Source organism: Pseudomonas sp. KCJK9016 (assembly GCF_046231795.1).
GTDB lineage: Bacteria > Pseudomonadota > Gammaproteobacteria > Pseudomonadales > Pseudomonadaceae > Aquipseudomonas > Aquipseudomonas bananamidigenes.
In genome coordinates, this window is sequence record NZ_JBJJMM010000017.1 from 25,116 (window position 1) to 50,121 (window position 25,006).

The 25,006-nt window shown below is 60.4% G+C and carries 28 protein-coding genes; 15 read left to right on the forward strand and 13 right to left on the reverse strand.

Translation table 11 applies throughout. The features are described 5' to 3' along the window. Position 1: 1 nt before the first annotated feature. The 9 genes from rapZ to ACK6BI_RS17685 form a co-directional block, all read right to left on the reverse strand. The gene (rapZ, locus tag ACK6BI_RS17645) at positions 2-859 is read right to left on the reverse strand and encodes an RNase adapter RapZ (protein WP_409318055.1); all 858 of its coding nucleotides are present in this window, start codon (positions 857-859) and stop codon (positions 2-4) included. Between the two features lie 2 nt (positions 860-861). After that, on the reverse strand, positions 862-1,326 hold the full coding sequence (ptsN, locus tag ACK6BI_RS17650) for a PTS IIA-like nitrogen regulatory protein PtsN (protein WP_409318056.1): 465 nt from the start codon (positions 1,324-1,326) through the stop codon (positions 862-864). An 11-nt stretch (positions 1,327-1,337) separates the two neighbouring features. Continuing rightward, positions 1,338-1,646 carry a ribosome hibernation-promoting factor, HPF/YfiA family gene (hpf, locus tag ACK6BI_RS17655; RefSeq protein WP_065260848.1) on the reverse strand — a complete coding sequence of 103 codons (309 nt, stop codon included), beginning with the start codon at positions 1,644-1,646 and terminating at the stop codon, positions 1,338-1,340. A gap of 73 nt (positions 1,647-1,719) precedes the next feature. Next, positions 1,720-3,213: an RNA polymerase factor sigma-54 gene (locus tag ACK6BI_RS17660; protein WP_065260849.1), complete on the reverse strand. Its 1,494-nt coding sequence runs from the start codon at positions 3,211-3,213 to the stop codon at positions 1,720-1,722. 185 nt (positions 3,214-3,398) lie between these two features. After that, positions 3,399-4,124: an LPS export ABC transporter ATP-binding protein gene (gene lptB / locus ACK6BI_RS17665; RefSeq protein ID WP_007953572.1), complete on the reverse strand. Its 726-nt coding sequence runs from the start codon at positions 4,122-4,124 to the stop codon at positions 3,399-3,401. Further along, entirely contained in the window at positions 4,124-4,669 is a 546-nt protein-coding gene (gene lptA / locus ACK6BI_RS17670; protein WP_065260850.1) for a lipopolysaccharide transport periplasmic protein LptA, read from the reverse strand. The genes lptB and lptA overlap by 1 nt, the downstream gene beginning before the upstream one ends. Next, positions 4,656-5,228: an LPS export ABC transporter periplasmic protein LptC gene (gene lptC / locus ACK6BI_RS17675; RefSeq protein WP_409318057.1), complete on the reverse strand. Its 573-nt coding sequence runs from the start codon at positions 5,226-5,228 to the stop codon at positions 4,656-4,658. Before lptC ends, lptA begins: the two co-directional genes overlap by 14 nt. Positions 5,229-5,236: 8 nt before the next feature. Further along, complete coding sequence (locus tag ACK6BI_RS17680; protein ID WP_011332476.1) at positions 5,237-5,761, reverse strand: HAD family hydrolase; 525 nt, start codon at positions 5,759-5,761, stop codon at positions 5,237-5,239. Beyond that, a complete protein-coding gene (locus tag ACK6BI_RS17685) occupies positions 5,762-6,736 on the reverse strand; it encodes a KpsF/GutQ family sugar-phosphate isomerase (protein WP_409318058.1) in 975 nt (324 codons plus the stop codon). Positions 6,737-7,011: 275 nt separating this feature from the next. Between ACK6BI_RS17685 and ACK6BI_RS17690 the strand changes: the two genes are divergently transcribed. The 10 genes from ACK6BI_RS17690 to hisC all read left to right on the forward strand — a co-directional run bounded on the left by ACK6BI_RS17690 (position 7,012) and on the right by hisC (position 14,964). Beyond that, complete coding sequence (locus tag ACK6BI_RS17690) at positions 7,012-7,824, forward strand: ATP-binding cassette domain-containing protein (RefSeq protein ID WP_065260853.1); 813 nt, start codon at positions 7,012-7,014, stop codon at positions 7,822-7,824. Then, a complete protein-coding gene (gene mlaE / locus ACK6BI_RS17695; RefSeq protein ID WP_065260854.1) occupies positions 7,824-8,621 on the forward strand; it encodes a lipid asymmetry maintenance ABC transporter permease subunit MlaE in 798 nt (265 codons plus the stop codon). Before ACK6BI_RS17690 ends, mlaE begins: the two co-directional genes overlap by 1 nt. Beyond that, on the forward strand, positions 8,621-9,088 hold the full coding sequence (mlaD, locus tag ACK6BI_RS17700; RefSeq protein WP_065260855.1) for an outer membrane lipid asymmetry maintenance protein MlaD: 468 nt from the start codon (positions 8,621-8,623) through the stop codon (positions 9,086-9,088). Before mlaE ends, mlaD begins: the two co-directional genes overlap by 1 nt. Positions 9,089-9,099: 11 nt before the next feature. Beyond that, positions 9,100-9,750 (forward strand): phospholipid-binding protein MlaC, encoded by a 651-nt coding sequence (locus tag ACK6BI_RS17705; RefSeq protein WP_409318059.1) that lies wholly within the window; start codon positions 9,100-9,102, stop codon positions 9,748-9,750. After that, positions 9,747-10,052, forward strand: coding sequence for a lipid asymmetry maintenance protein MlaB (locus ACK6BI_RS17710; protein WP_065260857.1), 306 nt, complete (start codon positions 9,747-9,749; stop codon positions 10,050-10,052). The genes ACK6BI_RS17705 and ACK6BI_RS17710 overlap by 4 nt, the downstream gene beginning before the upstream one ends. Positions 10,053-10,167: 115 nt before the next feature. Next, complete coding sequence (locus ACK6BI_RS17715; RefSeq protein ID WP_007953556.1) at positions 10,168-10,407, forward strand: BolA family protein; 240 nt, start codon at positions 10,168-10,170, stop codon at positions 10,405-10,407. A gap of 22 nt (positions 10,408-10,429) precedes the next feature. Beyond that, positions 10,430-11,695, forward strand: a complete 1,266-nt coding sequence (murA, locus tag ACK6BI_RS17720) for a UDP-N-acetylglucosamine 1-carboxyvinyltransferase (protein WP_065260858.1) — start codon at positions 10,430-10,432, stop codon at positions 11,693-11,695. Positions 11,696-11,822: 127 nt separating this feature from the next. Continuing rightward, the gene (gene hisG / locus ACK6BI_RS17725; RefSeq protein ID WP_065260859.1) at positions 11,823-12,458 is read left to right on the forward strand and encodes an ATP phosphoribosyltransferase; all 636 of its coding nucleotides are present in this window, start codon (positions 11,823-11,825) and stop codon (positions 12,456-12,458) included. A gap of 125 nt (positions 12,459-12,583) precedes the next feature. After that, on the forward strand, positions 12,584-13,909 hold the full coding sequence (gene hisD, locus ACK6BI_RS17730; RefSeq protein ID WP_409318060.1) for a histidinol dehydrogenase: 1,326 nt from the start codon (positions 12,584-12,586) through the stop codon (positions 13,907-13,909). A 2-nt stretch (positions 13,910-13,911) separates the two neighbouring features. Then, positions 13,912-14,964 carry a histidinol-phosphate transaminase gene (hisC, locus tag ACK6BI_RS17735; RefSeq protein ID WP_409318061.1) on the forward strand — a complete coding sequence of 351 codons (1,053 nt, stop codon included), beginning with the start codon at positions 13,912-13,914 and terminating at the stop codon, positions 14,962-14,964. 48 nt (positions 14,965-15,012) lie between these two features. On the opposite strand, the gene algW is transcribed toward hisC, so the two are convergent. Beyond that, positions 15,013-16,173: a Do family serine endopeptidase AlgW gene (algW, locus tag ACK6BI_RS17740; protein ID WP_409318062.1), complete on the reverse strand. Its 1,161-nt coding sequence runs from the start codon at positions 16,171-16,173 to the stop codon at positions 15,013-15,015. Between the two features lie 103 nt (positions 16,174-16,276). On the opposite strand from algW, the gene ACK6BI_RS17745 reads away from it, so the two are divergent. The 3 genes from ACK6BI_RS17745 (at position 16,277) to cysN (ending at position 20,009) form a co-directional block, all read left to right on the forward strand. Next, a complete protein-coding gene (locus ACK6BI_RS17745; RefSeq protein ID WP_409318063.1) occupies positions 16,277-17,035 on the forward strand; it encodes a Nif3-like dinuclear metal center hexameric protein in 759 nt (252 codons plus the stop codon). Between the two features lie 148 nt (positions 17,036-17,183). After that, positions 17,184-18,101, forward strand: a complete 918-nt coding sequence (gene cysD / locus ACK6BI_RS17750; protein WP_007953546.1) for a sulfate adenylyltransferase subunit CysD — start codon at positions 17,184-17,186, stop codon at positions 18,099-18,101. A 9-nt stretch (positions 18,102-18,110) separates the two neighbouring features. After that, a complete protein-coding gene (cysN, locus tag ACK6BI_RS17755; protein WP_409318064.1) occupies positions 18,111-20,009 on the forward strand; it encodes a sulfate adenylyltransferase subunit CysN in 1,899 nt (632 codons plus the stop codon). Between the two features lie 493 nt (positions 20,010-20,502). On the opposite strand, the gene ACK6BI_RS17760 is transcribed toward cysN, so the two are convergent. From ACK6BI_RS17760 to ACK6BI_RS17770, 3 genes are all read right to left on the reverse strand, one after another. Then, on the reverse strand, positions 20,503-21,408 hold the full coding sequence (locus tag ACK6BI_RS17760; RefSeq protein WP_409318065.1) for an acyltransferase: 906 nt from the start codon (positions 21,406-21,408) through the stop codon (positions 20,503-20,505). A gap of 4 nt (positions 21,409-21,412) precedes the next feature. After that, positions 21,413-23,512 (reverse strand): phosphate acetyltransferase, encoded by a 2,100-nt coding sequence (gene pta / locus ACK6BI_RS17765; RefSeq protein ID WP_409318066.1) that lies wholly within the window; start codon positions 23,510-23,512, stop codon positions 21,413-21,415. A gap of 61 nt (positions 23,513-23,573) precedes the next feature. Further along, positions 23,574-23,900 (reverse strand): DUF3565 domain-containing protein, encoded by a 327-nt coding sequence (locus ACK6BI_RS17770; RefSeq protein WP_409318067.1) that lies wholly within the window; start codon positions 23,898-23,900, stop codon positions 23,574-23,576. Between ACK6BI_RS17770 and ACK6BI_RS17775 the strand changes: the two genes are divergently transcribed. Together ACK6BI_RS17775 and ACK6BI_RS17780 are read left to right on the forward strand one after the other, a co-directional pair. Continuing rightward, on the forward strand, positions 23,869-24,354 hold the full coding sequence (locus tag ACK6BI_RS17775; RefSeq protein ID WP_409318068.1) for a peptidylprolyl isomerase: 486 nt from the start codon (positions 23,869-23,871) through the stop codon (positions 24,352-24,354). The genes ACK6BI_RS17770 and ACK6BI_RS17775 overlap by 32 nt on opposite strands. A gap of 122 nt (positions 24,355-24,476) precedes the next feature. Further along, entirely contained in the window at positions 24,477-24,959 is a 483-nt protein-coding gene (locus ACK6BI_RS17780) for a glutathione peroxidase (RefSeq protein ID WP_409318069.1), read from the forward strand. Positions 24,960-25,006: the final 47 nt, after the last annotated feature.

The window sequence follows — 25,006 nt, forward strand, 5'->3', positions numbered from 1 at the left end:
GCTAGCTGAGGTCGCGGTGGCGGACCTGGACGTTTTTCAGGGTTTTCTGCAGGGCCTGACCCAGACGTTCGGTCAGGTAGACGGAGCGGTGATGCCCGCCGGTGCAGCCAATGGCAATGGTGACGTAGGCACGATTGCTTGCAGCGAAGCGCGGTAACCACTTGAACAGGTAGGCGTAGATGTCCTGAAACATCTCTTCCACTTCCGGCTGCCCCGCCAGATACTCGGCCACCGGCTCGTCGAGACCCGATTGTGCGCGAAGCTCCGGTTTCCAGTACGGATTGGGCAGGCAGCGTACATCGAATACCAGATCCGCATCCACCGGCATGCCGCGTTTGAAACCGAACGACTCCACCAGAAACGCCGTGCCGGGTTCCGGCTGGTTCAGCAGCCGCAGCTTGATGGTGTCACGCAACTGGTAAAGATTGAGACTGGTGGTGTTGACCTTCAGGTCGGCCAGATCGGCGATCGGGCCCAGCAGGGCTGTTTCATCGTTGATGGCTTCAGCCAGCGAGCGGTTTGCACTGCTCAGCGGGTGACGACGACGGGTTTCCGAGAAGCGCTTGAGTAGGGTTTCCTCATCGGCATCCAGATACAGGACGTCGCACTGGATGTGCCGGTTGCGGACTTCCTCGAGCAACTCCGGAAAACGCGAAAGATGGCTCGGCAAATTGCGTGCATCGATCGATACCGCGACCAGTGGCTGGGACAGTTCCGTATGAATCAGTGCGCGTTCCGCCAGCTCCGGCAGCAGGCCGGCCGGCAGATTGTCGATGCAGTAGTAACCGTTGTCCTCAAGGACATCCAGTGCGGTGCTCTTGCCCGAGCCGGAACGGCCACTGACGATGATCAAGCGCATGTTTAGTGCCCGTTTTGCTCGTCCAGGACAACCTGATACAAGGCTTCGTTGGTTGTGGCGCGACGCAGTTTCTCGCGTACTTCCTTGCGGTCGAGCATGCTGGCGATCTGACGCAGCAGCTCCAGATGCGCATCGGTGGCAGCTTCCGGGACCAGCAGCACGAACAGCAGGTCAACCGGCGCGCCATCGATGGCGTCGAAGTCGATAGGCGCTTCCAGGTGCATCAAGGCGCTGATGGGCGCTTCACAGCCCTTGAGGCGGCAGTGAGGAATGGCAATGCCGTTTCCAAAACCCGTCGAGCCGAGTTTTTCGCGGGCAATCAGCGCCTCGAAGACATCTTGCATCTCCAGATCCGGTTTTTCCCGGGCGATCAGGTTGGCAATTTGTTCGAGGGCTTTCTTTTTACTGCCGCCCGGCACGTTCACCAGGGAACGGCCGGGGGTCAGGATGCTTTCAAGTCGGATCATGGGGGTGGGGGTTATCGACCGGTCGCGCCCTGGAGCAGGCTCTGGGTCTTTTCCTTATGCTTTTTGAGTTGTTTATCAAGCTTGTCGGTCAGCGCGTCGATCGCCGCGTACATATCGGTATGTTCCGCGTTGGCGACCACTTCGTTGCCGGGAATATGCAGCGTGGCTTCGATTTTCTGCTTCAGTTTTTCGACGCACATCGTGACTTGCACGTTGGTGATCTTGTCGAAATGTCCCTCAAGCCTCTTGAGCTTTTGCTCAACGTATTCACGGAGAGGAGGGGTAACTTCCAGTTGGTGTCCACTGATGTTGACTTGCATACAGCTTCTCCTTCGTTGCCAGTGCATAAAGCGGCAGGCCGAAGAGCCTGCCACTGGAACGCTGTAACGTGGCTTACATCAACCGCTTGCGTTCGCTCGAAGGCGCGATTCCGAGGGATTCGCGGTACTTGGCGACGGTGCGGCGAGCCACCTGAATGCCTTGTGCCTCCAGTAAACCAGCGATCTTGCTGTCGCTCAACGGCTTTTTCTGATTTTCCGCAGCGACCAGTTTCTTGATGATCGCGCGGATCGCCGTGGACGAGCATTCGCCGCCTTCGGAGGTGCTGACGTGGCTGGAGAAAAAGTATTTCAGTTCATAGATGCCCCGGGGGGTATGCATGAATTTTTGCGTGGTCACCCGGGAAATTGTCGACTCGTGCATGCCCACCGCTTCGGCAATGTCATGCAGGACCAGGGGCTTCATGGCTTCGTCGCCATACTCCAGGAAGCCGCGCTGATGCTCGACGATCTGGGTAGCCACTTTCATCAGGGTTTCGTTGCGGCTCTGCAGGCTCTTGATGAACCAGCGGGCTTCCTGCAACTGGTTGCGCATGAAGGTGTTGTCGGCGCTGGTGTCGGCGCGGCGTACGAAGCCGGCGTACTGGGCGTTGACCCGCAGGCGCGGCACCGATTCCTGGTTCAGCTCCACCAGCCAGCGCTCGTTGTCCTTGCGCACGATCACATCAGGCACCACGTACTCGGCTTCGGTGGATTCGATCTGCGAGCCGGGGCGCGGGTTGAGGCTCTGGACCAGCTCGATGACCTGGCGCAGTTCATCTTCCTTGAGCTTCATGCGCCGCATCAACTGGCTGTAGTCGCGGCTGCCGAGCAAGTCGATGTAGTCGGTGACCAGACGTTTGGCTTCATTGAGCCAGGGGGTCTTGGCCGAAAGCTGGCGCAGCTGCAGCAACAGGCACTCGCCCAGGTTGCGGGCGCCGATGCCGGCGGGCTCGAACTGCTGGATGCGGTGCAGGACGGCTTCGATCTCGTCCAGCTCGATGTCCAGTTCCGGATCGAACGCGTCGAGAATTTCTTCGAGGGTTTCGTCGAGATAGCCCTGATTGTTGATGCAGTCGATCAGGGTCACCGCGATCAGGCGGTCGGTGTCGGACATCGGCGCCAGATTCAGTTGCCACAGCAGGTGACTTTGCAGGCTTTCGCCGGCAGAGGTGCGGGTGGTGAAATCCCACTCGTCGTCATCACTGCTGGGCAGACTGCTGGCGCTGGTCTGGTAGACATCTTCCCAGGCGGTGTCCACAGGCAATTCGTTGGGGATGCGCTCGTTCCATTCGCCGTCCTCGAGATTGTCGACCGTCGGCGCGGTTTCCTGATAGGAAGGCTCCTGAATCTCGGTATTGGGCTTCTGTTCGGCGTTGTCGGCCAGCGGGTCGGAATTGTCGAAGTCGTCGCCATCTTCCTGGCGTTCGAGCATCGGGTTGGATTCCAGAGCCTCCTGGATCTCCTGCTGCAGATCCAGGGTCGACAATTGGAGCAGGCGGATGGCCTGTTGCAGCTGCGGTGTCATCGTCAGCTGCTGGCCCATTCTCAAGACTAGCGATGGTTTCATGGCAGGGGCTTAACACCTTATTCGCCGGCGCTATGCGCCATCCACTACAGGGCGCCGAAGCGCCAAATTCAAGCAAATTATATGCCCGAAACTGTCGTGTTTGCCTAGAGCGCTGTAACAATAAAAGCCTATAAAAATGCGCTTCAACGTTACAGCACCGGACGGCTGGTCGAATGCTGTCGCGCTTAGAGGCGGAACTCGTGACCCAGATACACTTCCTTCACCAGATCGTTGGCAAGGATGGTGGCGGAGTCGCCTTCGGCGATCAGTTGGCCGTCGTTGACGATGTAAGCCGTTTCGCAGATATCCAGGGTCTCGCGGACGTTGTGGTCGGTGATCAGTACACCGATGCCCTTGGCCTTGAGGTGGTGGATGATCTGCTTGATGTCGCCCACGGAAATCGGGTCGACACCGGCGAACGGTTCGTCGAGCAGGATGAATTTCGGTGCGGTGGCCAGCGCACGGGCGATTTCCACCCGGCGACGCTCACCACCGGACAGGCTCATGCCGAGGTTGTCGCGGATATGGCTGATGTGGAATTCCTGCAGCAGGCTTTCCAGCTCCTTGCGACGACCGGCCTTGTCGAGTTCCTGGCGGGTTTCCAGGATGGCCATGATGTTGTCGGCGACCGACAGTTTGCGGAAAATCGACGCTTCCTGCGGCAGATAGCCGATTCCTGCCTTGGCGCGGCCGTGCATCGGCTGGTGGCTGACGTCCAGGTCGTCGATCAGGACGCGGCCCTGATCGGCCTGCACGAGGCCCACGATCATGTAGAAGCAGGTGGTCTTGCCGGCGCCGTTCGGTCCGAGCAGGCCCACGATCTGACCGCTGTCGATCGACAGGCTGACGTCGCGCACGACCTGGCGGCTTTTGTAGGCCTTGGCCAGGTGCTGAGCTTTCAGAGTTGCCATTACTGGGTTTTCTCGTCGGTTTTCTTCTTCGGCTGGATCACCATGTCGATGCGCGGACGGGCTTCGGTGACCTTGTTGCCGGTGGCGCGACCTGCGCTGGCGAGTTTTTTCACCGTGTCATAGACGATCTTCTCGCCTTGAGTGGTGTTGTTGTCCTTGTCGACGACCTTGGCCTTGTCGATCAGTACGACGCGGTTTTGCTGTGCGTGGTACTGGATGGTCACGCCCCAGCCCTGAACGGGTTTCTTGTCGCCAGCGGTCTGCAGTTGTTCGAAGTAGGCCAGGTTGCCTACCGAAGTCACCACGTCGATTTCGCCGGCCGGGTTGCGCGTCAGCGTTACGGTGTCGCCTTTGACGATCATCGAACCCTGGGTGATGATCACCGCGCCTTTGTAAGTGGCAACGCCATTCTTGTCGTCCAGCTGGGCATCGTCGGCCTGAATGCGGATCGGCTGCTCCTGATCGTTCGGCAGAGCCCAGGCGCTCACGCTTCCCAGTGCTGCGCCCAGACTGAGCAAAATAGGGAGGGTTTTAACGAGCCTCATACTGTCCTCTTACGTTCGATTGCAGGTGTATCCTGCTTTCCTTCAAATACGCTTTCATTCCCACGCCGGTCGATACACCGCCAGCGCCGTCGATTCTAACGGGTTGCTGGGTCTGCGCATATTGCTGCTGAGGGAACACCGTCATGCGGGTGCTGGTGATCAGGGTGTCGCGGTTCTTTTCGTCGGTACGCTTGATCCGGACCGAGTCGATCAACTCGACCTCGGTGCCGCCGGAGTTAACTTCGCCACGCTCGCTGGTCACGTGCCACGGGAAATCGGTACCGCGAAACATGTTCAGGTCGGGTCTGGTGACCAGTGTAATGTCGGTCGCCTTGACGTGTTCGGCCTTCTCGGACGTCATTTCGTACTGCACCTTGCCGTCTTCCAGGTACTGCAAGGTATGGGTATTGGTCGCGTACCAGTCGATCGGGCTCTCTTGTGCCGAGACAGGAGGCTTGTCGAGGAAGCGTTCCGGGCTGATGTTCCAGTAGCCGACTGCGCCGAAAATCGCAGCGATGCAACCGAACAGCAGTATGTTGCGAAACTTTTTGCTAAACATGGTTTGACTCACAGGTACGCGTTGTTGGCCGCATCGAGGCTGCCCTGGGCGCGCAGGATCAGTTCGCAGAATTCACGGGCGGCACCTTCGCCGCCGCGGGCCTGGGTGACGCCGTGGGCATGCTCGCGCACGAAGGCTGCCGCGTTGGCCACTGCCATGCCCAGCCCCACCCGGCGAATCACCGGCAGGTCGGGCAGGTCGTCACCAAGGTAGGCGACCTGTTCATAGCTTAGGCCCAGTTGTTCGAGAAGGCCGTCCAGGACGACAAGTTTGTCTTCACGTCCCTGAAACAGGTGCGGGATGCCCAGGTTTTTCGCCCGGCGCTCGACCACCGGGGTCTTGCGACCACTGATGATGGCCGTCTGTACACCGGCGTTCATCAACATCTTGATGCCTTGGCCGTCGAGGGTATTGAAGGTCTTGAACTCGCTGCCGTCTTCCAGGAAGTACAGGCGCCCGTCGGTGAGGACGCCGTCGACGTCGAAAACCGCCAGCTTGATGGCTTTGCCGCGTTGCAGCAGATCGGTGCTCATTTACATCACTCCTGCACGCAACAGATCGGAGAGGTTGAAGGCGCCGATCGGGCGATCGTCCTCGTCCACGACGACCAGTGCGTTGATTCGATGGTCTTCCATGATCTTGAGGGCTTCGGCGGCGAGCATTTCGGCGCGGGCGGTCTTGCCGTGTACGGTCATGACCTGATCGATGGTGGCGCTGTGAATATCGATGCTGCGATCCAGCGTGCGACGCAGGTCGCCGTCGGTGAAGATCCCGGCGAGCCTGCCATCGGTCTCCAGAATGACAGTCATGCCCAGCCCTTTGCGGGTCATTTCCATCAACGCATCCTTGAGCAGGGTGCCGCGCTGAACCTGCGGCAGTTCCTCGCCGGCGTGCATGACATTTTCCACTTTCAGCAGCAGGCGGCGACCCAAGGCACCGCCGGGGTGGGAAAACGCAAAGTCTTCCGCGGTGAAACCGCGGGCTTCCAGCAGCGCCACGGCCAGGGCGTCGCCCATGACCAGCGCTGCAGTGGTGGAGGAGGTGGGTGCCAGGTTCAGCGGGCAGGCTTCGTGTTCGACGTGAACGTTGAGATTGACTTCTGCGGCTTTGGCCAGTGGTGACTGCGGGTTGCCGGTCACGCTGATCAGCTGGATGCCCAGGCGTTTGATCAGCGGCAGCAGCGTGACGATTTCGTTGGTGGAGCCCGAATTCGACAGGGCAAGAATCACGTCGTCGCGGGTGATCATGCCCATGTCGCCGTGGCTGGCCTCGGCCGGGTGCACGAAAAACGCCGGGGTGCCGGTGCTGGCCAGGGTGGCGGCAATCTTGTTGCCGATGTGTCCGGACTTGCCCATGCCGACCACCACGACACGGCCCTTGCTGGCCAGAATCATCTCGCAAGCGCGTACGAAATCGGCGTCGATAAGGGGCAGCAAGCCTTGTATGGCTTCCACTTCGAGGCGGATGGTGCGTTGTGCCGATTGAATCAGGTCGCTGGTTTGGCTCATGTCAGAAATCGTATAGCCCGATGAAAAGGCGGCGATTATAGCGGTTATGTTGAAAAGCCTCACGCAAGTTCGACGTGCTTTGTCATTCCTCGTTATCAAAACCTCTCAATGGAAGCTTCCGGCCTGTCATATTGCTGAACGTGGCCGGGGAGAGGCCTTGGGCGCTTGCCCTTTGCAGTGATATAGTTCGCCGCCAGTTCGGCCTGCCCGGGATGTAGGGGCTTTCTCCAGAAAGCCAGGCGTCCGAGTGAGAGGCTGCATCGCAAGGAGTTTAGATGAGTGCCGATAACGCCTACGCGGTCGAGCTGAAGGGAGTCTCCTTCAAGCGCGGTGCGCGGAGCATTTTCAATAACGTCGATATCCGCATCCCGCGCGGCAAGGTTACCGGAATCATGGGTCCTTCCGGGTGTGGCAAGACTACGCTGCTGCGCCTGATGGGTGCCCAGTTGCGGCCGTCGCAGGGCGAGGTCTGGGTCAATGGCCAGAACCTGCCGACGCTGTCGCGCAGCGATCTGTTCGATGCACGCAAGCATATGGGTGTGCTGTTTCAGAGCGGCGCACTGTTCACCGATCTCGATGTGTTCGAGAACGTCGCCTTTCCCCTGCGCGTTCATACCCAATTGCCGGAAGAAATGATCCGCGACATCGTCCTGCTGAAATTGCAGGCGGTCGGCCTGCGGGGCGCCATCGAGCTGATGCCCGATGAACTCTCTGGCGGCATGAAGCGTCGTGTGGCCCTGGCCCGGGCAATTGCCCTCGATCCGCAGATTCTCATGTACGACGAACCGTTCGTCGGCCAGGATCCGATCGCCATGGGGGTTCTGGTGCGTCTGATCCGTCTGCTCAACGACGCACTGGGAATCACCAGCATCGTGGTTTCTCACGACCTCGCCGAAACGGCCAGTATTGCCGACTATATCTACGTGGTCGGTGATGGCCAGGTACTGGGGCAGGGTACACCGGACGAACTGATGAATTCGGATGAGCCGCGGATCCGTCAGTTCATGACCGGTGATCCCGACGGGCCGGTGCCGTATCACTTTCCAGCGACGGATTACCGCGCAGATCTTCTGGGGAAGCGCCGCTGATGCGAAGAATTACTTTAATGGAGCGCGTGCGTCGTTTCGGCCAGGCCGGAATCGACACCGTAGCCGTATTCGGTCGTTCGACCCTGTTCCTGTTTCACGCCCTGCTGGGGCGTGGCGGCATCGGTGGCAGTTTTGGCCTGCTGGTCAAGCAACTGCACTCGGTCGGCGTGATGTCGCTGGTGATCATTGTGGTTTCCGGGATTTTCATCGGCATGGTGCTGGCGCTGCAGGGGTTCAACATCCTGTCGAGCTATGGCTCGGAGCAGGCGGTGGGGCAGATGGTTGCCTTGACCTTGCTGCGTGAGCTGGGCCCGGTGGTGACGGCACTGCTGTTCGCCGGTCGCGCCGGTTCGGCGCTGACGGCGGAAATCGGCAACATGAAGTCCACCGAGCAGTTGTCCAGCCTGGAAATGATTGGTGTCGATCCGCTCAAGTACATCATCGCCCCGCGCCTGTGGGCCGGTTTCATTTCCCTGCCGGTGCTGGCCATGATCTTCAGCGTGGTCGGCATCTGGGGCGGTTCCTGGGTCGCGGTCGACTGGCTGGGCGTCTATGAAGGCTCCTACTGGGCGAACATGCAGAACAGCGTGAATTTCTCCAGCGATGTACTCAACGGCGTGATCAAAAGTATCGTTTTCGCCTTTGTCGTGACTTGGATCGCCGTATTTCAAGGCTACGACTGTGAACCCACTTCCGAGGGAATCAGCCGTGCCACCACCAAGACCGTTGTGTTCGCCTCGCTGGCAGTGCTCGGCCTGGACTTTATTCTGACCGCTTTGATGTTTGGAGATTTCTGATGCAAAACCGCACCCTGGAAATCGGTGTCGGCCTGTTCCTGCTGGCAGGGATCCTGGCTTTGCTGCTGCTTGCTCTGCGGGTCAGTGGCTTGTCTCCGACTTCGACCACCGATACCTACAAGCTTTATGCCTACTTCGACAATATCGCCGGTTTGACGGTCAGAGCCAAAGTGACCATGGCGGGTGTGACCATCGGCAAGGTCACGGCGATCGATCTGGATCGTGACAGTTTCACCGGCCGGGTGACCTTGCAGGTGGATAAAAAGGTCGACAACCTGCCGACCGACTCCACAGCGTCTATCCTCACCGCTGGCCTGTTGGGCGAGAAGTACATCGGTATCAGCGTGGGCGGGGAAGAAACCCGGCTCAAGGATGGTGGAACCATTCATGACACCCAGTCGTCACTGGTGCTGGAAGACCTGATCGGTAAATTCCTGCTCAATACCGTTAGCAAAGACGCCAAATGAGGAGCTTTTGAATGATCTCTATCTTGCGACGTGGCCTGTTGGTGTTGCTCGCGACACTGCCACTGCTGGCAAATGCTGCGCCTGGTCAATCGGCGCACGATCTGGTTCAAGACACCACGAACCGGATGCTCGCCGATCTGGCAGCCAATAAAGAGAAGTACAAGCAGGATCCGCAAGACTTCTACGCCGCGCTCAACAGCATCGTGGGGCCGGTGGTGGATGCCGAAGGCATTTCCAAAAGCATCATGACGGTCAAGTATTCGCGCAAGGCCACCCCGGCGCAGATGCAGACCTTTCAGGAAAACTTCAAGCGCGGCCTGTTCCAGTTCTACGGCAACGCCTTGCTGGAATACAACAACCAGGGCATCACCGTCGATGCGCCGAAGGATGAATCGGGCGACCGCACCAGTGTCGGCATGACCGTCAAGGGCAACAACGGCGCGATCTATCCTGTGCAGTACACGCTGGAGAAGATCAGCGGCGAGTGGAAACTGCGTAACGTGATCATCAACGGCATCAACATCGGCAAGCTGTTCCGTGATCAGTTCGCCGACGCGATGCAGCGCAACGGCAACGACCTGGACAAGACCATCAACGGCTGGGCCGGGGAAGTGGCCAAGGCCAAGCAGACCGCCGAGAAACAAGAGAAGCCTGCCCAATGACCGAGTCGGCCGTTCGTCTGGACGAAGCCAGTGTGCTGCAGCTCACTGGCGTGCTGGATTATCGCACCGGCCCCGGCCTTCGGGAGCAGGGCCGGGCGCTGATCAAGTCGTGCAATGCCCCGGCATTGGTGATCGACTGCTCGGCAGTGGAGAAGTCCAGCAGTGTCGGTCTGTCGTTGCTGCTGTGCTTCATTCGAGATGCGAAAGCCGCCGGCAAGACCGTCAGCATTCGCGAGATGCCCGAAGACATGCGTGAAATTGCTCAGGTCAGCGAACTGACCGAGCTGTTGGCGCAACCCTGAACCCGCATCTGCAAGCAAGCCCCCCGTCAGAGTCCTGCGCAGCGGGGTTCGCAGGCGCGGGGCTTTTTTGTATGATGTCCGACCCGTGCGCACAGGGCGCCGATTGAGGTTGAGCATGCAGGCCGTAGAAGTGAAGAGCTTCCTTGAAGGGAAGTTGCCAGGAACGCAGGTGGAAGTCGAAGGCGAAGGCTGCAACTTTCAGCTGAACGTGATTAGCGATGAACTGGCAGCGTTGAGCCCGGTCAAGCGTCAGCAGAGCATCTATGCCCATTTGAACCCTTGGATCGCCGATGGCAGCATCCACGCGGTCACTATGAAATTTTTCAGCAGCGCGGCCTGGGCCGAGCGCACCTGAGCCCTAGGGCGTCGAGATTCTTATGGATAAATTGATTATTACCGGTGGCGCTCGTCTTGATGGCGAGATCCGCATCTCCGGGGCGAAGAACTCCGCCCTGCCAATCCTGGCCGCCACCCTGCTGTGCGATGGTCCGGTCACCGTCGGCAACCTGCCGCACCTGCACGACATCACCACCATGATCGAGCTGTTCGGTCGCATGGGCATCGAGCCTGTGATCGACGAGAAGCTCAGCGTCGAAATCGACCCGCGCACCATCAAGACCCTGGTCGCTCCGTACGAACTGGTGAAAACCATGCGGGCGTCGATCCTGGTGCTTGGCCCGATGGTCGCCCGTTTCGGTGAAGCCGAAGTCGCCCTGCCAGGCGGTTGCGCCATCGGCTCGCGTCCGGTGGATCTGCACATCCGTGGCCTGGAAGCCATGGGTGCGATCATCGACGTCGAAGGCGGTTACATCAAGGCCAAGGCCCCCGAAGGCGGTCTGCGCGGTGCGCACTTCTTCTTTGATACCGTCAGCGTGACTGGTACCGAGAACATCATGATGGCCGCCGCTCTGGCCAAGGGCCGCAGCGTATTGCAGAACGCCGCCCGCGAGCCTGAAGTGGTCGACCTGGCGAACTTCCTGAATGCCATGGGCGCCAAGGTGTCCGGTGCCGGCACCGACACCATCACCATCGATGGCGTCGAGCGCCTGGGTTCGGCCTTCTTCAAGGTCATGCCTGACCGTATCGAAACCGGCACCTACCTGGTGGCCGCAGCGGTCACCGGCGGTCGCGTGAAGGTCAAGGACACCGATCCGACCATCCTCGAAGCCGTCCTGGAAAAGCTCCGTGAAGCCGGCGCAGAAATCACCACCGGTGAAGACTGGATCGAGCTGAACATGCACGGCAAGCGCCCGAAGGCGGTCAACGTGCGCACTGCGCCTTACCCGGCGTTCCCGACCGACATGCAGGCGCAATTCATCTCGCTCAATGCCATTGCCGAAGGCACCGGTGCGGTGATCGAGACGATCTTCGAAAACCGCTTCATGCACGTGTACGAACTGCACCGCATGGGCGCCAAAATCCAGGTTGAAGGCAATACCGCCATCGTGACCGGCGCTGAGCTGCTCAAGGGCGCGCCAGTGATGGCGACCGACCTGCGGGCTTCGGCCAGCCTGGTGATCTCGGCGCTGATGGCCGAAGGCGATACGCTGATCGACCGCATCTACCACATCGACCGTGGTTATGAGTGCATCGAGGAAAAACTGCAGATGCTGGGCGCGAAGATCCGTCGCGTTCCGGGCTAGTCGCTGCATCGGGACACAGGGAAGTGTCCGTTGAATTCGTTTCGATCGGGGGTGGTGACACCCTCGATGTATGTCCGGCGCCGATTGCGACCGGACATGAGTACCTTGATAAGGACTGACGTTTCCCATGTTGACCATCGCACTGTCCAAGGGCCGCATCCTTGACGACACCCTGCCGCTTCTCGCTGAAGCGGGCATCGTGCCGACCGAGAATCCGGACAAAAGCCGCAAGCTGATCATCCCCACGACCCAGGAAGACGTACGCCTGTTGATCGTGCGCGCCACCGACGTGCCGACCTATGTCGAGCATGGCGCGGCCGACCTCGGCGTTGCCGGCAAGGATGTGCTGATGGAGTACACGGGCCAGGGTCTGTACGAGCCGCTGGACCTTCAGATCGCCCGGTGCAAGCTGATGACCGCCGGCAAGGTCGGTGCCGTCGAGCCCAAGGGCCGTCTGCGTGTCGCCACCAAATTCGTCAACGTCGCCAAGCGTTACTACGCCGAACAGGGCCGCCAGGTCGACATCATCAAGCTTTATGGCTCGATGGAACTGGCGCCGCTGATCGGTCTGGCCGACAAGATCATCGACGTGGTCGACACTGGCAACACCCTGCGTGCCAACGGTCTGGAACCTCAGGAACTGATCGCCACGATCAGTTCACGCCTGGTGGTCAACAAGGCTTCGATGAAAATGCAACACGCCCGGATCCAGGCGTTGATCGACACACTGCGCAAGGCAGTGGAGTCTCGACACCGCGGCTGATGTACCTGCGCGACCCTGTGTCGCGCCGTCTATCCGCCTCATAGCCAGAATTCTCAGGTGCCCAAGCGGATCGAATGGTAGTTTCGGGCGCCTGAGTTTTCCGCCATTCCTATGAGGCTCTCGCTATGACCGCACCGACTGCAATTCGCCGACTCAACGCTGCTGATCCGGATTTCGCGCATCATCTGGATCATCTGCTGAGCTGGGAAAGTGTGTCTGACGACTCGGTCAATCAGCGAGTGCTGGACATCATCAAGGCTGTGCGCGAGCGCGGTGACGCAGCGCTGGTCGAATTCACGCAGAAATTCGACGGCCTCGAAGTCGCCTCGATGGCGGATCTGATCCTGCCGCGCGAGCGCCTGGAACTGGCCTTGACCCGCATCAGCGTGGCGCAACGCGAAGCGCTGGAAAAAGCCGCTGCCCGCGTTCGCAGCTACCACGAAAAACAGAAGCAGGACTCCTGGAGCTACACCGAAGCCGACGGCACGGTGCTGGGCCAGAAGGTCACGCCGCTGGACCGCGCCGGTCTGTATGTGCCGGGAGGCAAGGCGTCGTATCCGTCTTCGGTACTGATGAACGCGATTCCGGCCAAGGTCGCTGGCGTCACCGAAGTGGTAATGGTAGTGCCCACCCCGCGTGGCGAGGTCAACGAACTGGTGCTGGCAGCAGCCTGCATTGCCGGCGTTGACCGGGTGTTCACCATCGGAGGCGCCCAGGCGGTTGCCGCGTTGGCTTATGGCACTGAAAGCGTGCCGCAGGTGGACAAGGTCGTCGGCCCGGGCAACATCTACGTCGCCACCGCCAAGCGTCACGTGTTCGGTCAGGTCGGTATCGACATGATCGCCGGCCCGTCGGAAATCCTTGTGGTGTGCGACGGCCAGACCGATCCGGACTGGATCGCCATGGACCTGTTCTCTCAGGCCGAGCACGACGAAGACGCCCAGGCGATTCTGGTCAGCCCGGACGCGGAATTTCTCGACAAGGTCGCCGCCAGCATCGACAAACTGCTGCCGACCATGGATCGCGCCAACATCATCGAAACCTCGATCAATGGCCGAGGCGCTCTGATTCACGTACGTGACATGGCCCAGGCCATCGAAGTCGCCAACCGCATCGCCCCGGAACACCTTGAGCTGTCGGTCGCCGATCCGCAGGCCTGGCTGCCACAGATCCGCCACGCCGGCGCGATCTTCATGGGCCGTCACACTAGCGAAGCACTGGGCGACTACTGCGCAGGTCCGAACCACGTGCTGCCGACGTCCGGTACAGCGCGTTTCTCCTCGCCGCTGGGTGTGTACGACTTCCAGAAACGCTCGTCGATCATCTTCTGCTCCGAGGCCGGTGCTTCCGAGCTGGGCAAGACCGCCTCGATCCTGGCCCGTGGCGAATCCCTGAGCGCCCACGCGCGCAGCGCCGAGTACCGCATCAAAGACGAAGTGAAGGGGAACTGAACATGAGCAAATTCTGGAGCCCGTTCGTCAAGGATCTGGTGCCTTACGTGCCGGGCGAGCAGCCGAAGCTGACCCGTCTGGTCAAACTCAACACCAATGAAAACCCGTACGGCCCATCGCCGAAAGCCCTGGCCGCGATGCAGACCGAACTCAATGACAACCTGCGTCTGTACCCGGACCCGAACAGCGACCTGCTGAAAAACGCCGTTGCCAAATACTACGGCGTGCAGAGCAATCAAGTGTTCCTCGGCAATGGCTCGGACGAAGTGCTGGCGCACATCTTCCACGGCCTGCTGCAACACAATCAGCCGATCCTGTTTCCGGACATCAGCTACAGCTTCTATCCGGTCTATTGCGGCCTGTATGGCATCCAGTTCGATGCGGTGCCGCTGGACGCACAGTTCCGGATCAACCCGGCGGACTACGCCAAACCGAACGGCGGGATCATCTTCCCCAACCCGAACGCGCCGACCGGTTGCCTGCTGGCGCTGGAAGCCGTCGAGCAGATCCTCAAGGGCAGTCCGGATTCAGTGGTGGTGGTCGACGAGGCCTACATCGACTTCGGCGGTGAAACCGCGATCAGCCTGGTAGACCGTTATCCAAACCTGCTGGTGACCCAGACCCTGTCCAAATCCCGTTCGCTGGCGGGCCTGCGGGTCGGTCTGGCGGTCGGCCATCCGGACCTGATCGAAGCGCTGGAGCGAATCAAGAACAGCTTCAACTCCTACCCGCTGGACCGCATGGCGAATGTCGGTGCGGCGGCAGCGTTCGAGGATCGCGAATACTTCGACAAGACCTGCGCGCTGGTCATCGAGAGTCGTGAGTGGGTGGTTGCCCAGTTGCAGGCCAAAGGCTTCGAAGTGCTGCCGTCAGCAGCGAACTTCATTTTCGCCCGGCATCCGCAACACGATGCGGCAGGGCTGGCGGCCAAACTGCGTGAGCAGGGTGTGATCGTGCGCCACTTCAAGCAGGAGCGGATTGCCCAGTTTCTGCGGATCTCGATCGGTACGCCGGAGCAGAATCAGGCGTTGATCGACGGTCTCGGCGACCTCTGATCAGCGGGCGAAAAAAGGGGAGCGAATTCGCTCCCCCTTTTTTTCGCTTCAGTTTTCTTGCTGTTCCTTGACCGGAGCAGGCGGCGGACGCAGACCAATTTCCGCAGTCAGCTTCAACTCCTTGCCATTGCGCATCACCTCGATGGTGACCTTGTCGGTCGGTTTGATCCGCGCTACCTGGTTCATCGACTTGCGGCCATCGCCGGCCGGTTCACCGTCGATGCTCAGGATCACGTCGCCCAGTTGCAGGCCGGCCTTCTGTGCCGGGCCGTCGCGGAAAATCCCCGCGACCACGATCCCCGGACGTCCGGACAGGCCAAACGACTCGGCCAGTTCCTGCGTCAGCGGTTGTACTTCGATCCCCAGCCAGCCACGAATCACCTGGCCGTGCTCGATGATCGATTTCATCACTTCCATTGCCAGCTTTACCGGGATCGCGAAGCCGATGCCCTGAGAGCCGCCGGACTTGGAGAAAATCGCCGTGTTGATGCCAGTCAGGTTGCCGTTGGCATCCACCAGCGCACCACCGGAGTTGCCTGGGTTGATCGCCGCGTCGGTCTGGATGAAGTCTTCGTAGTTGTTCAGGCCCAGCTGGTTGCGGCCAGTGGCACTGATGATACCCATGGTCACGGTCTGGCCGACCCCGAACGGGTTGCCGATGGCCAGTGCGACGTCGCCGATGCGGATGTTGTCGGAGCGACCGACGGTGATCGCCGGCAGGTTTTTCAGGTCGATTTTCAGCACCGCCAGGTCGGTTTCCGGGTCGCTGCCGATCACCCGCGCCAGGGTTTCACGACCATCCTTGAGTGCCACGACGATCTGGTCGGCCCCGCTGGTCACGTGGTTGTTGGTCAGGATGTAGCCTTCGGGGCTCATGATCACGCCGGAACCGAGGCTCGACTCCATGCGCTTCTGTTTCGGCGAGTTGTCACCGAAGAAGCGGCGGAACTGTGGATCCTCGAACAACGGATGTGCCGGTTTGGCGATGACTTTGGTGGTGTAGAGGTTGACCACCGACGGCGCGGCAATGACGACCGCGTCGGCATAGGACACCGGCCCCTGTTGCACGCTGGTGGTCTGTGGAGCCTGTTGCAGGTTGACGTCGAGACTGGGTAGCCCGACCCACTGCGGGTAACGCTGAATAATCAACAGAGCGATGAGCACGCCGGCCAACAGCGGCCAACCGAAAAAACGCAGGGCCTTGAGCATTAAGCACGTCCTGGAAAAGTTGCAGGCGGGGTCAGACCGCCCATAATGTCGCGCATTATACGAGGCCGCGCGCGCCTCTGAACGGGATTTTCAGGAGTCTTTTATGGCCGTTGCCCTCAGTACCCTGGTCGAAGAAGCCGACCGCTATCTTGGCAGTGCAAAAATTGCCGATTATTGCCCCAACGGCCTGCAGGTCGAGGGCCGTCCGCAGGTGATGCGCATTGTCAGCGGCGTCACCGCCAGCCAGGCGTTGCTCGATGCCGCCGTCGAAGCCGAGGCCGATCTGATCCTGGTGCACCACGGTTATTTCTGGAAAGGCGAGAACCCGTGCATCACCGGCATGAAGCAGCGACGCCTGAAAACCCTGCTCAAGCACGACATCAGCCTGCTGGCCTATCACCTGCCGCTGGATCTGCATCCGGACGTCGGCAACAACGTGCAACTGGCCCGTCAACTCGACATCACCGTCGAAGGACCGCTGGACCCGGACAACCTCAAGATCGTCGGGCTGGTCGGTTCACTGGACGAACCGGTGACCGCCCGCGATTTCGCCCGTCGCGTGCAGGAGCGCATGGGTCGTGAGCCGCTGCTGGTCGAAGGCAGTGCGATGATCCGTCGGGTCGGCTGGTGCACCGGCGGCGGTCAGGGTTACATCGACAACGCCATTGCCGCCGGCGTCGATCTGTTCCTCAGCGGTGAAGCCTCCGAGCAGACGTTCCACAGCGCCCGGGAAAACGACATCAGCTTCATCGCCGCCGGCCACCACGCCACCGAGCGCTACGGCGTGCAGGCTTTGGGTGACTATCTGGCGAAGCGTTTTGCCCTGGAACACATTTTCATCGACTGCCCGAATCCGATCTGACTTTCCCTGAAAGCACCCGAACGGGCGGGCATATTCATATGCTCTTTCGTTCTAGTCTGCGCCCTGATTAGAAGAATGACGCTGTGCTAGGATTCCTCGCTCGAACACGGCCCGCTGGCCGTTCATAAGAAAGCTTTCGTGAGTAGCCATGGTCGACAAACTGACGCATCTGAAACAGCTGGAGGCGGAAAGCATCCACATCATCCGCGAGGTGGCCGCCGAGTTCGACAATCCGGTGATGCTGTACTCCATCGGTAAAGACTCCGCCGTGATGCTGCATCTGGCACGCAAGGCGTTCTTCCCGGGCAAACTGCCGTTTCCTGTGATGCACGTCGACACTCGCTGGAAATTCCAGGAGATGTACAAGTTCCGCGACAAGATGGTTGAGGAACTGGGTCTGGATCTGATCACCCACGTCAACCCGGATGGCGTTGCGCAGGGCATCAACCCGTTCACCCACGGCAGCGCCAAACACACCGACATCATGAAGACCGAGGGCCTGAAGCAGGCACTCGACAAGCATGGTTTCGATGCCGCGTTCGGTGGTGCCCGTCGCGATGAAGAGAAGTCCCGCGCCAAGGAGCGCGTCTACTCGTTCCGCGACAGCAAGCACCGCTGGGATCCGAAAAACCAGCGTCCGGAGCTGTGGAACGTCTACAACGGCAAGGTCAACAAGGGCGAATCCATCCGCGTATTCCCGTTGTCGAACTGGACCGAGCTGGACATCTGGCAGTACATCTACCTCGAAGGCATCCCGATCGTGCCGCTGTACTTCGCCGCCGAACGCGAAGTGATCGAGAAGAACGGCACACTGATCATGATCGACGACGAGCGCATCCTCGAGCACCTGTCCGACGAGGACAAGGCACGCATCGTCAAAAAGAAAGTGCGTTTCCGTACCCTTGGCTGCTACCCGTTGACGGGCGCGGTGGAGTCCGAGGCCGAAAGCCTGACGGACATCATTCAGGAAATGCTCCTGACGCGAACTTCCGAGCGCCAGGGCCGTGTCATCGACCACGATGGCGCAGGCTCGATGGAAGACAAGAAACGTCAAGGCTATTTCTAAGGGGCTGTCATGTCGCACGCATCTGATTTGATCAGCGAGGACATCCTCGCCTACCTGGGCCAGCACGAACGTAAAGAGCTGCTGCGCTTTTTGACCTGCGGTAACGTCGATGACGGCAAGAGCACCCTGATCGGGCGCCTGCTGCACGACTCGAAGATGATCTACGAAGATCACCTCGAAGCCATCACCCGCGATTCCAAGAAAGTCGGCACCACCGGTGACGACATCGACCTGGCATTGCTGGTTGACGGCCTGCAGGCCGAGCGTGAGCAGGGCATCACCATCGATGTCGCCTACCGCTATTTCTCCACCGCCAAGCGCAAATTCATCATCGCCGACACCCCCGGCCATGAGCAGTACACCCGCAACATGGCCACCGGTGCGTCCACCTGTGACCTGGCGATCATCCTGGTCGACGCCCGCTACGGCGTGCAGACCCAGACCCGTCGCCACAGCTTCATCGCCTCGCTGCTGGGCATCAAACACATCGTTGTCGCCATCAACAAGATGGACCTCAAGGGCTTCGATCAGGGCGTGTTCGAGTCGATCAAGGCCGACTACCTGAAGTTCGCCGAAGGGTTGAAGATGCAGCCTACGAGCCTGCACTTCGTGCCGATGTCCGCCTTGAAGGGCGACAACGTGGTGAACAAGTCCGAGCGCTCGCCGTGGTACACCGGTCAGTCGCTGATGGAAATCCTCGAAACCGTGGAAGTGTCGGGCGACCGCAATTTCACCGACCTGCGTTTCCCGGTGCAGTACGTCAACCGTCCGAACCTGAACTTCCGTGGTTTTGCCGGCACCCTGGCCAGCGGTATCGTCAAGAAGGGCGACGAAGTCGTGGTCCTGCCATCGGGCAAGAGCAGCCGCGTGAAATCCATCGTTACCTTCGAAGGTGAACTGGAACACGCAGGCCCGGGTCAGGCGGTGACGCTGACCATGGAAGACGAAATCGACATTTCCCGTGGCGACCTGCTGGTACACGCCGACAACGTACCGCCAGTGACCGACAGCTTCGAAGCGATGCTGGTGTGGATGGCTGAAGAGCCGATGCTGCCGGGCAAGAAATACGACATCAAGCGCGCCACCAGTTACGTGCCGGGCTCCATCGCCAGCATCGTCAACAAGGTCGACGTCAATACCCTCGAAGAAGGCCCGGCGAGCGCGTTGCAGCTCAACGAAATCGGCAAGGTGAAGATCGCGCTCGATGCGCCGATCGCCCTCGACGGTTACGACAGCAACCGCACCACCGGCGCGTTCATCGTCATCGACCGCCTGACCAACGGCACCGTCGGCGCCGGCATGATCGTCGCCCAGCCGCTGGCCCATGGCACCGCCACCCATCACGGCAAACTGGCCCATGTAGCGACTACCGAGCGCGCCCAGCGTTTCGGTCAACAACCGGCCACCGTGCTGTTCAGCGGCCTGTCCGGCGCGGGCAAGAGCACGCTGGCCTACGCGGTCGAGCGCAAGCTGTTCGACATGGGGCGTGCGGTGTTTGTACTTGATGGCCAGAACCTGCGCCAGGACCTGAACAAAGGTCTGCCGCAGGATCGCGCCGGTCGCACCGAGAACTGGCGTCGTGCCGCGCACGTGGCGCGTCAGTTCAACGAAGCCGGTCTGCTGACGCTTGCCGCGTTCGTGGCGCCGAGTGCCGAAGGGCGTGAACAGGCCAGGGACCTGATTGGCAAGGAGCGTCTGCTGACGGTTTATGTCCAGGCTTCGCCGACTGTGTGTGCTGAGCGTGATCCGCAAGGTTTGTATGCTGCGGGTGGCGATAATATTCCGGGTGAGTCGTTCCCGTATGACGTGCCGCTGGATGCTGATCTGGTGATCGATACCCAGTCGCTGTCGCTGGAAGAGGGTGTGAAGCAAGTGCTGGATCTGCTGCGCAAGCGTGGCGCGATTTAAGCGTTGGCTGGAAATGAAAAACCCGCCGATGAGTGATTATCGGCGGGTTTTTCTTTTGTGGCTGGCTTGGGATTTGGGAGTTGGTCTGCTGGCGGTGGCGGCCTTCGGGCCGGCCATGCTCTTGGGGTTTTGGGTGTATATCCGTTTCTTCGGGTGTTGCGACTGGCGGTTCCGCCCTTACGGCGGGTCACTTTGGCAAACGCCCCAAAGTAACCAAAGGGCTTGGCCCCGGCGTACGGCCCCTCGCTGGGGCTCTGGGTTCCTTCGTTCCGGGATTCATCCGGGGGCATCGCCTACGGTTTGCTTCGCTGCACCTCCTCTCGATGTGTTTGGCTTCGCCAAACGGCGCTACGCGCCCACCCCCGGATGAATCCCTCCACTCAGCCTGCCGAAGGGGCTGGTACGTCAAAAGCGGTACTCGAGCTAACGCTCATTGTGTTGAATGGTGAGGGGCGGAGACCGGCCTGTTTCTGTCGGAGGACCCTCAGGGTAATCAGCGTTGGTTCGGATACTCGCGATGCATCTGCTCCAGCAACGCATCCTTGTCCTGCCACAGCTGGTTGATCCAGCCCTGGAATTGCAGGCGGTATTCGCCGTCCTGGTCGTAGTTTTTGCCGATGAACTGTGGCGGGATTTTCAGTTCTTCAAAATGCACCACCACGTCCCGCACGTTGCCGCATAGCAAATCCCAGAAACCAGGGCGTCCACCCGGATAGTGGATGGTCACGTTGACGATCGATTCCAGCTGTTCGCCCATCGCGTCCAGCACGAATGCAATGCCGCCGGCCTTGGGCTTGAGCAGGTATTTGAACGGTGACTGCTGCTGCGCGTGTTTGCCTTCGGTGAAGCGTGTGCCTTCGACGAAGTTGAAGATGCCTACCGGGTTGTCGCGGAATTTCGCGCAGGTCTTGCGGGTGGTTTCCAAGTCTTTGCCTTTCTTTTCCGGGTGTTTTTCCAGATAGGCTTTCGAATAGCGTTTCATGAACGGAAAGCCCAGCGTCCACCACGCCAGACCGATGACCGGGACCCAGATCAGTTCCTGCTTGAGGAAGAATTTCAGCGGCTGAATTTTCCGGTTGAGCACGTATTGCAGCACCAGAATGTCGACCCAGCTCTGATGATTGCTGGTGATCAGGTACGAGTGCCGGTAGTTCAGGCCCTGCAGACCACTGAGGTGCCAGCGGGTACGGCGCACCAGGTTCATCCAGCCCTTGTTGTTGCTGATCCAGGCTTCGTGGGTGTGGCTCATCAACCAGCGCGAGGCGCGGCGTGCGAGGTCGAACGGCAGCACTTTGATCAGCGCCACGAGAAACAGGAACGAGCACAGCAGGATCGTGTTCAGCGCCAACAATAGCGCGGCGATCACGCCACGCAAGGGAGCAGGGAGAAAAGCCAGCATCGGGTCAGATATCCAGAGGTCGGTTGGCAGCCTGAATCGCGGTCAGGGCGATGGTGTAGACGATGTCGTCGACCTGCGCGCCGCGCGGCAGATCGTTCACCGGTTTGCGCAGGCCTTGCAGCATAGGGCCGAGGCTCACACAGTCGGCGCTGCGTTGCACGGCCTTGTGGGTGGTGTTGCCGGTGTTCAGGTCGGGGAACACGAAGACCGTGGCACGACCGGCCACCGGGCTGTTCGGGGCCAGTTGCCGGGCGACGGTTTCGTTGGCGGCGGCGTCATACTGCAGCGGCCCGTCGATCAGCAGTGAGTGCTGTTGTTCGTGGGCGAGCAGGGTGGCTTCGCGGACTTTCTCGACTTCTTCGCCGGTGGCTGATTCGCCGCTGGAGTAGCTGATCATCGCTACTCGTGGCGTGATGCCGAATGCGGCGGCCGAGTCGGCGCTTTGCAGGGCGATCTCGGCCAGTTCGGCAGCGCTCGGGTGCGGGTTCATCACGCAGTCGCCGTAGACCAGCACTTCTTCGGGGAACAGCATGAAGAACACCGACGACACCAGCGTGCAGCCCGGCGCGGTCTTGATCAGTTGCAGGGCCGGACGGATGGTATTGGCGGTGGTGTTGATGACGCCGGAGACCAGCCCGTCGACTTCATCCAGCGCCAGCATCATGGTGCCGATCACCACGGTGTCTTCCAGTTGCTGCTCGGCCATCGGCGCGTTGAGGCTTTTGCTCTTGCGCAGGGCCACCATCGGCTCGACATAGCGCTCGCGGATCAGGTCCGGGTCGAGGATTTCCAGTCCCGGCGGCAGCTCGATGCCCTGCGCGCGAGCCACGGCTTCGACATCCGCCGGTCTGGCCAGCAACACGCAGCGGGCAATCCCGCGTTCCTGACAGATCGCCGCCGCCTGCACGGTGAGCGGCTCGCTGCCTTCGGGCAGGACGATGCGCTTGTTGGCGGCCTGCGCACGTTGAATCAATTGATAGCGGAACACCGCCGGCGACAGGCGCATTTCCCGCGGCGTGCCGCAGCGCTGATGCAACCAGTTGGCATCCAGATGACTGGCGACGAAATCGGTGATGATCTCGGCGCGCTCGCGGTCATCGACGGGAATTTCCTTGTTCAGGCCGTTGAGCAGGTTGGCGGTGTCGTAGGAACCGGTGCTCACCGACAACACCGGCAGACCGGCCTGCAACGCGCCACGGCACAGGTCCATGATGCGTGGATCGGGCAGGGTATCGCTGGTCAGCAGCAGGCCGGCCAGCGGTACGCCGTTGATGGCCGCGAGGCTGACGGCGAGGATGATGTCGTCGCGGTCACCGGGCGTTACCACCAGCACGCCAGGCTTGAGCAGGTCCACGGTGTTGCGCATCGTGCGTGCACAAATGATGGTTCTGGTCATGCGCCGGGTTTCGTAGTCGCCGGCATTGAGTACCTGGGCGCCCATCAGGTCGGCGACGTCACGGGTGCGCGGGGCGTTGAGTTCCGGCTGGAACGGGATGCAGCCGAGCAGGCGGAAATCTCCGCTGCGCAGCAAGGGCGAATGCTCTTTCAGGCGCGCGGCGAAGGCGTCCATGCTTTCGTCGGTCTTGACCTTGTTGAGGATCACGCCGAGGACTTTCGGGTCTTTCGGCCCGCCGAACAGTTGCGCCTGCAATTCGACACGACCGGACAATTCGGTGAGCACTTCATTTTCCGGCGCCGAGACCAGAATCACCTCCGCATCCAGGCTCTTGGCCAGGTGCAGGTTGACTCGGGCGGCATAGCTCGCGCTGCGGGTCGGCACCATGCCTTCGACGACCAGTACGTCCTTGCCGACGGCTGCCTGCTGGTAGAGGGCGATGATTTCTTCGAGCAACTCGTCAAGCTGACCGTCGCCCAGCATCCGTTCGACGTGAGCCAGGCCCAGCGGTTGTGGCGGTTTCAGGCCGTGGGTGCGGGCCACCAGTTCGGTGGAGCGCTCAGGGCCGGTGTCGCCCGGATGCGGCTGGGCAATCGGTTTGAAGAAGCCGACTTTCAGCCCGGCCCGCTCCAGTGTACGCACCAGCCCGAGGCTGATGGAGGTCAGACCCACACCAAAATCGGTGGGTGCGATAAAAAAAGTTTGCATGCGGATTCTCTAAGGGTGCATGGCAAGGGCGTGGGCCTGTGGCTGGCCTTCCACCGGTTTTTCAGGCGTCAAGGTTAGCGCTAACCGCGCCCTGAGCGCACCAACCGCAAGCAAAGGGTTGGCCTATTTTTTCAATACGTTGCGTTGCGTCCAGCACCCATTCACGCGACTGCCAGGGCGGTTGGTGGCGCAGATGCTGGGTATGGCCGCAGGAGAGCTCGGCCACCCAGTGACCGTCCTCGTCCTGATGGAAGCCGGTAATCGTTGAATCCCGTTTGTCAGGGTTGTGTTCGCTTTCGAGCGATTGCTTCGCTAAACTTGGCCCTTCTATATTCTTATGCAAAAGGTCTCGCCCCATGCTGATCGCCGCCAATAAGGCTGTCTCCATTGACTATACCCTGACCAACGACGCTGGTGAGGTCATCGACAGCTCCGCCGGCGGCGCTCCGCTGGTTTACCTGCATGGCGCAGGCAACATCATCCCGGGCCTGGAAAAAGCCCTGGAAGGCAAGGAAGTCGGCAACGAGCTGGACGTTTCCGTAGAGCCGGAAGACGCCTACGGCGAGTACTCGGCCGAACTGGTCAGCACCCTGAGCCGCAGCATGTTCGAAGGTGTTGATGAACTGGAAGTCGGCATGCAGTTCCACGCTTCGGCGCCGGATGGCCAGATGCAGATCGTCACCATCCGTGACCTGGACGGCGACGATGTCACTGTCGACGGCAACCACCCGCTGGCCGGTCAGCGCCTGAACTTCAAAGTGAAGGTCGTTGCCATCCGTGATGCCAGCCAGGAAGAAGTCGCTCATGGCCACGTCCATGGCGAAGGTGGCCATCACCACTGATTTTCTGCGCTAAGCTCAGAGAACTGGAGAGGCGCCCGAGGGCGCCTTTTTAGTCCGCGGCTGTCCTTGGTAGTCTCGCCAAGTGGCTGTTTCGAGTAGAACACGGGAATCTGGAGTCCGTCATGAGTGCTTTTCACGACCTTAAGTTGACAGCCCTGGATGGCCAGGAGCTACCGCTGGCACCCTTCAAGGGCCAAGTCGTGCTGGTGGTCAACGTCGCCTCCAAATGCGGCTTGACCCCACAGTACGCGGCGCTGGAAAACCTCTATCAGCAGTACAAAGGCAAAGGCTTCAGCGTGCTGGGCCTGCCGTGCAACCAGTTTGCCGGTCAGGAGCCGGGCAGCGAGCAGGAGATCCAGGAGTTCTGCAGCCTCAACTATGGCGTGAGCTTTCCGTTGTCGAAGAAGCTCGAAGTCAACGGTCACGATCGCCATCAGCTCTACCGGCTGCTGGCGGGCGAGGGCGCAGAGTTTCCCGGCGACATCACCTGGAATTTTGAAAAGTTCCTGCTCGGCAAGGACGGTCGCGTGCTGGCGCGGTTCTCGCCACGCACGGCACCGGATGATCCAGCGGTGATCACCGCGATTGAAAAAGCCCTGAGCTGAAACGCGAAATCGCAGCCACCGAGCTGCGATTTTTTTTGCCTGCCTTT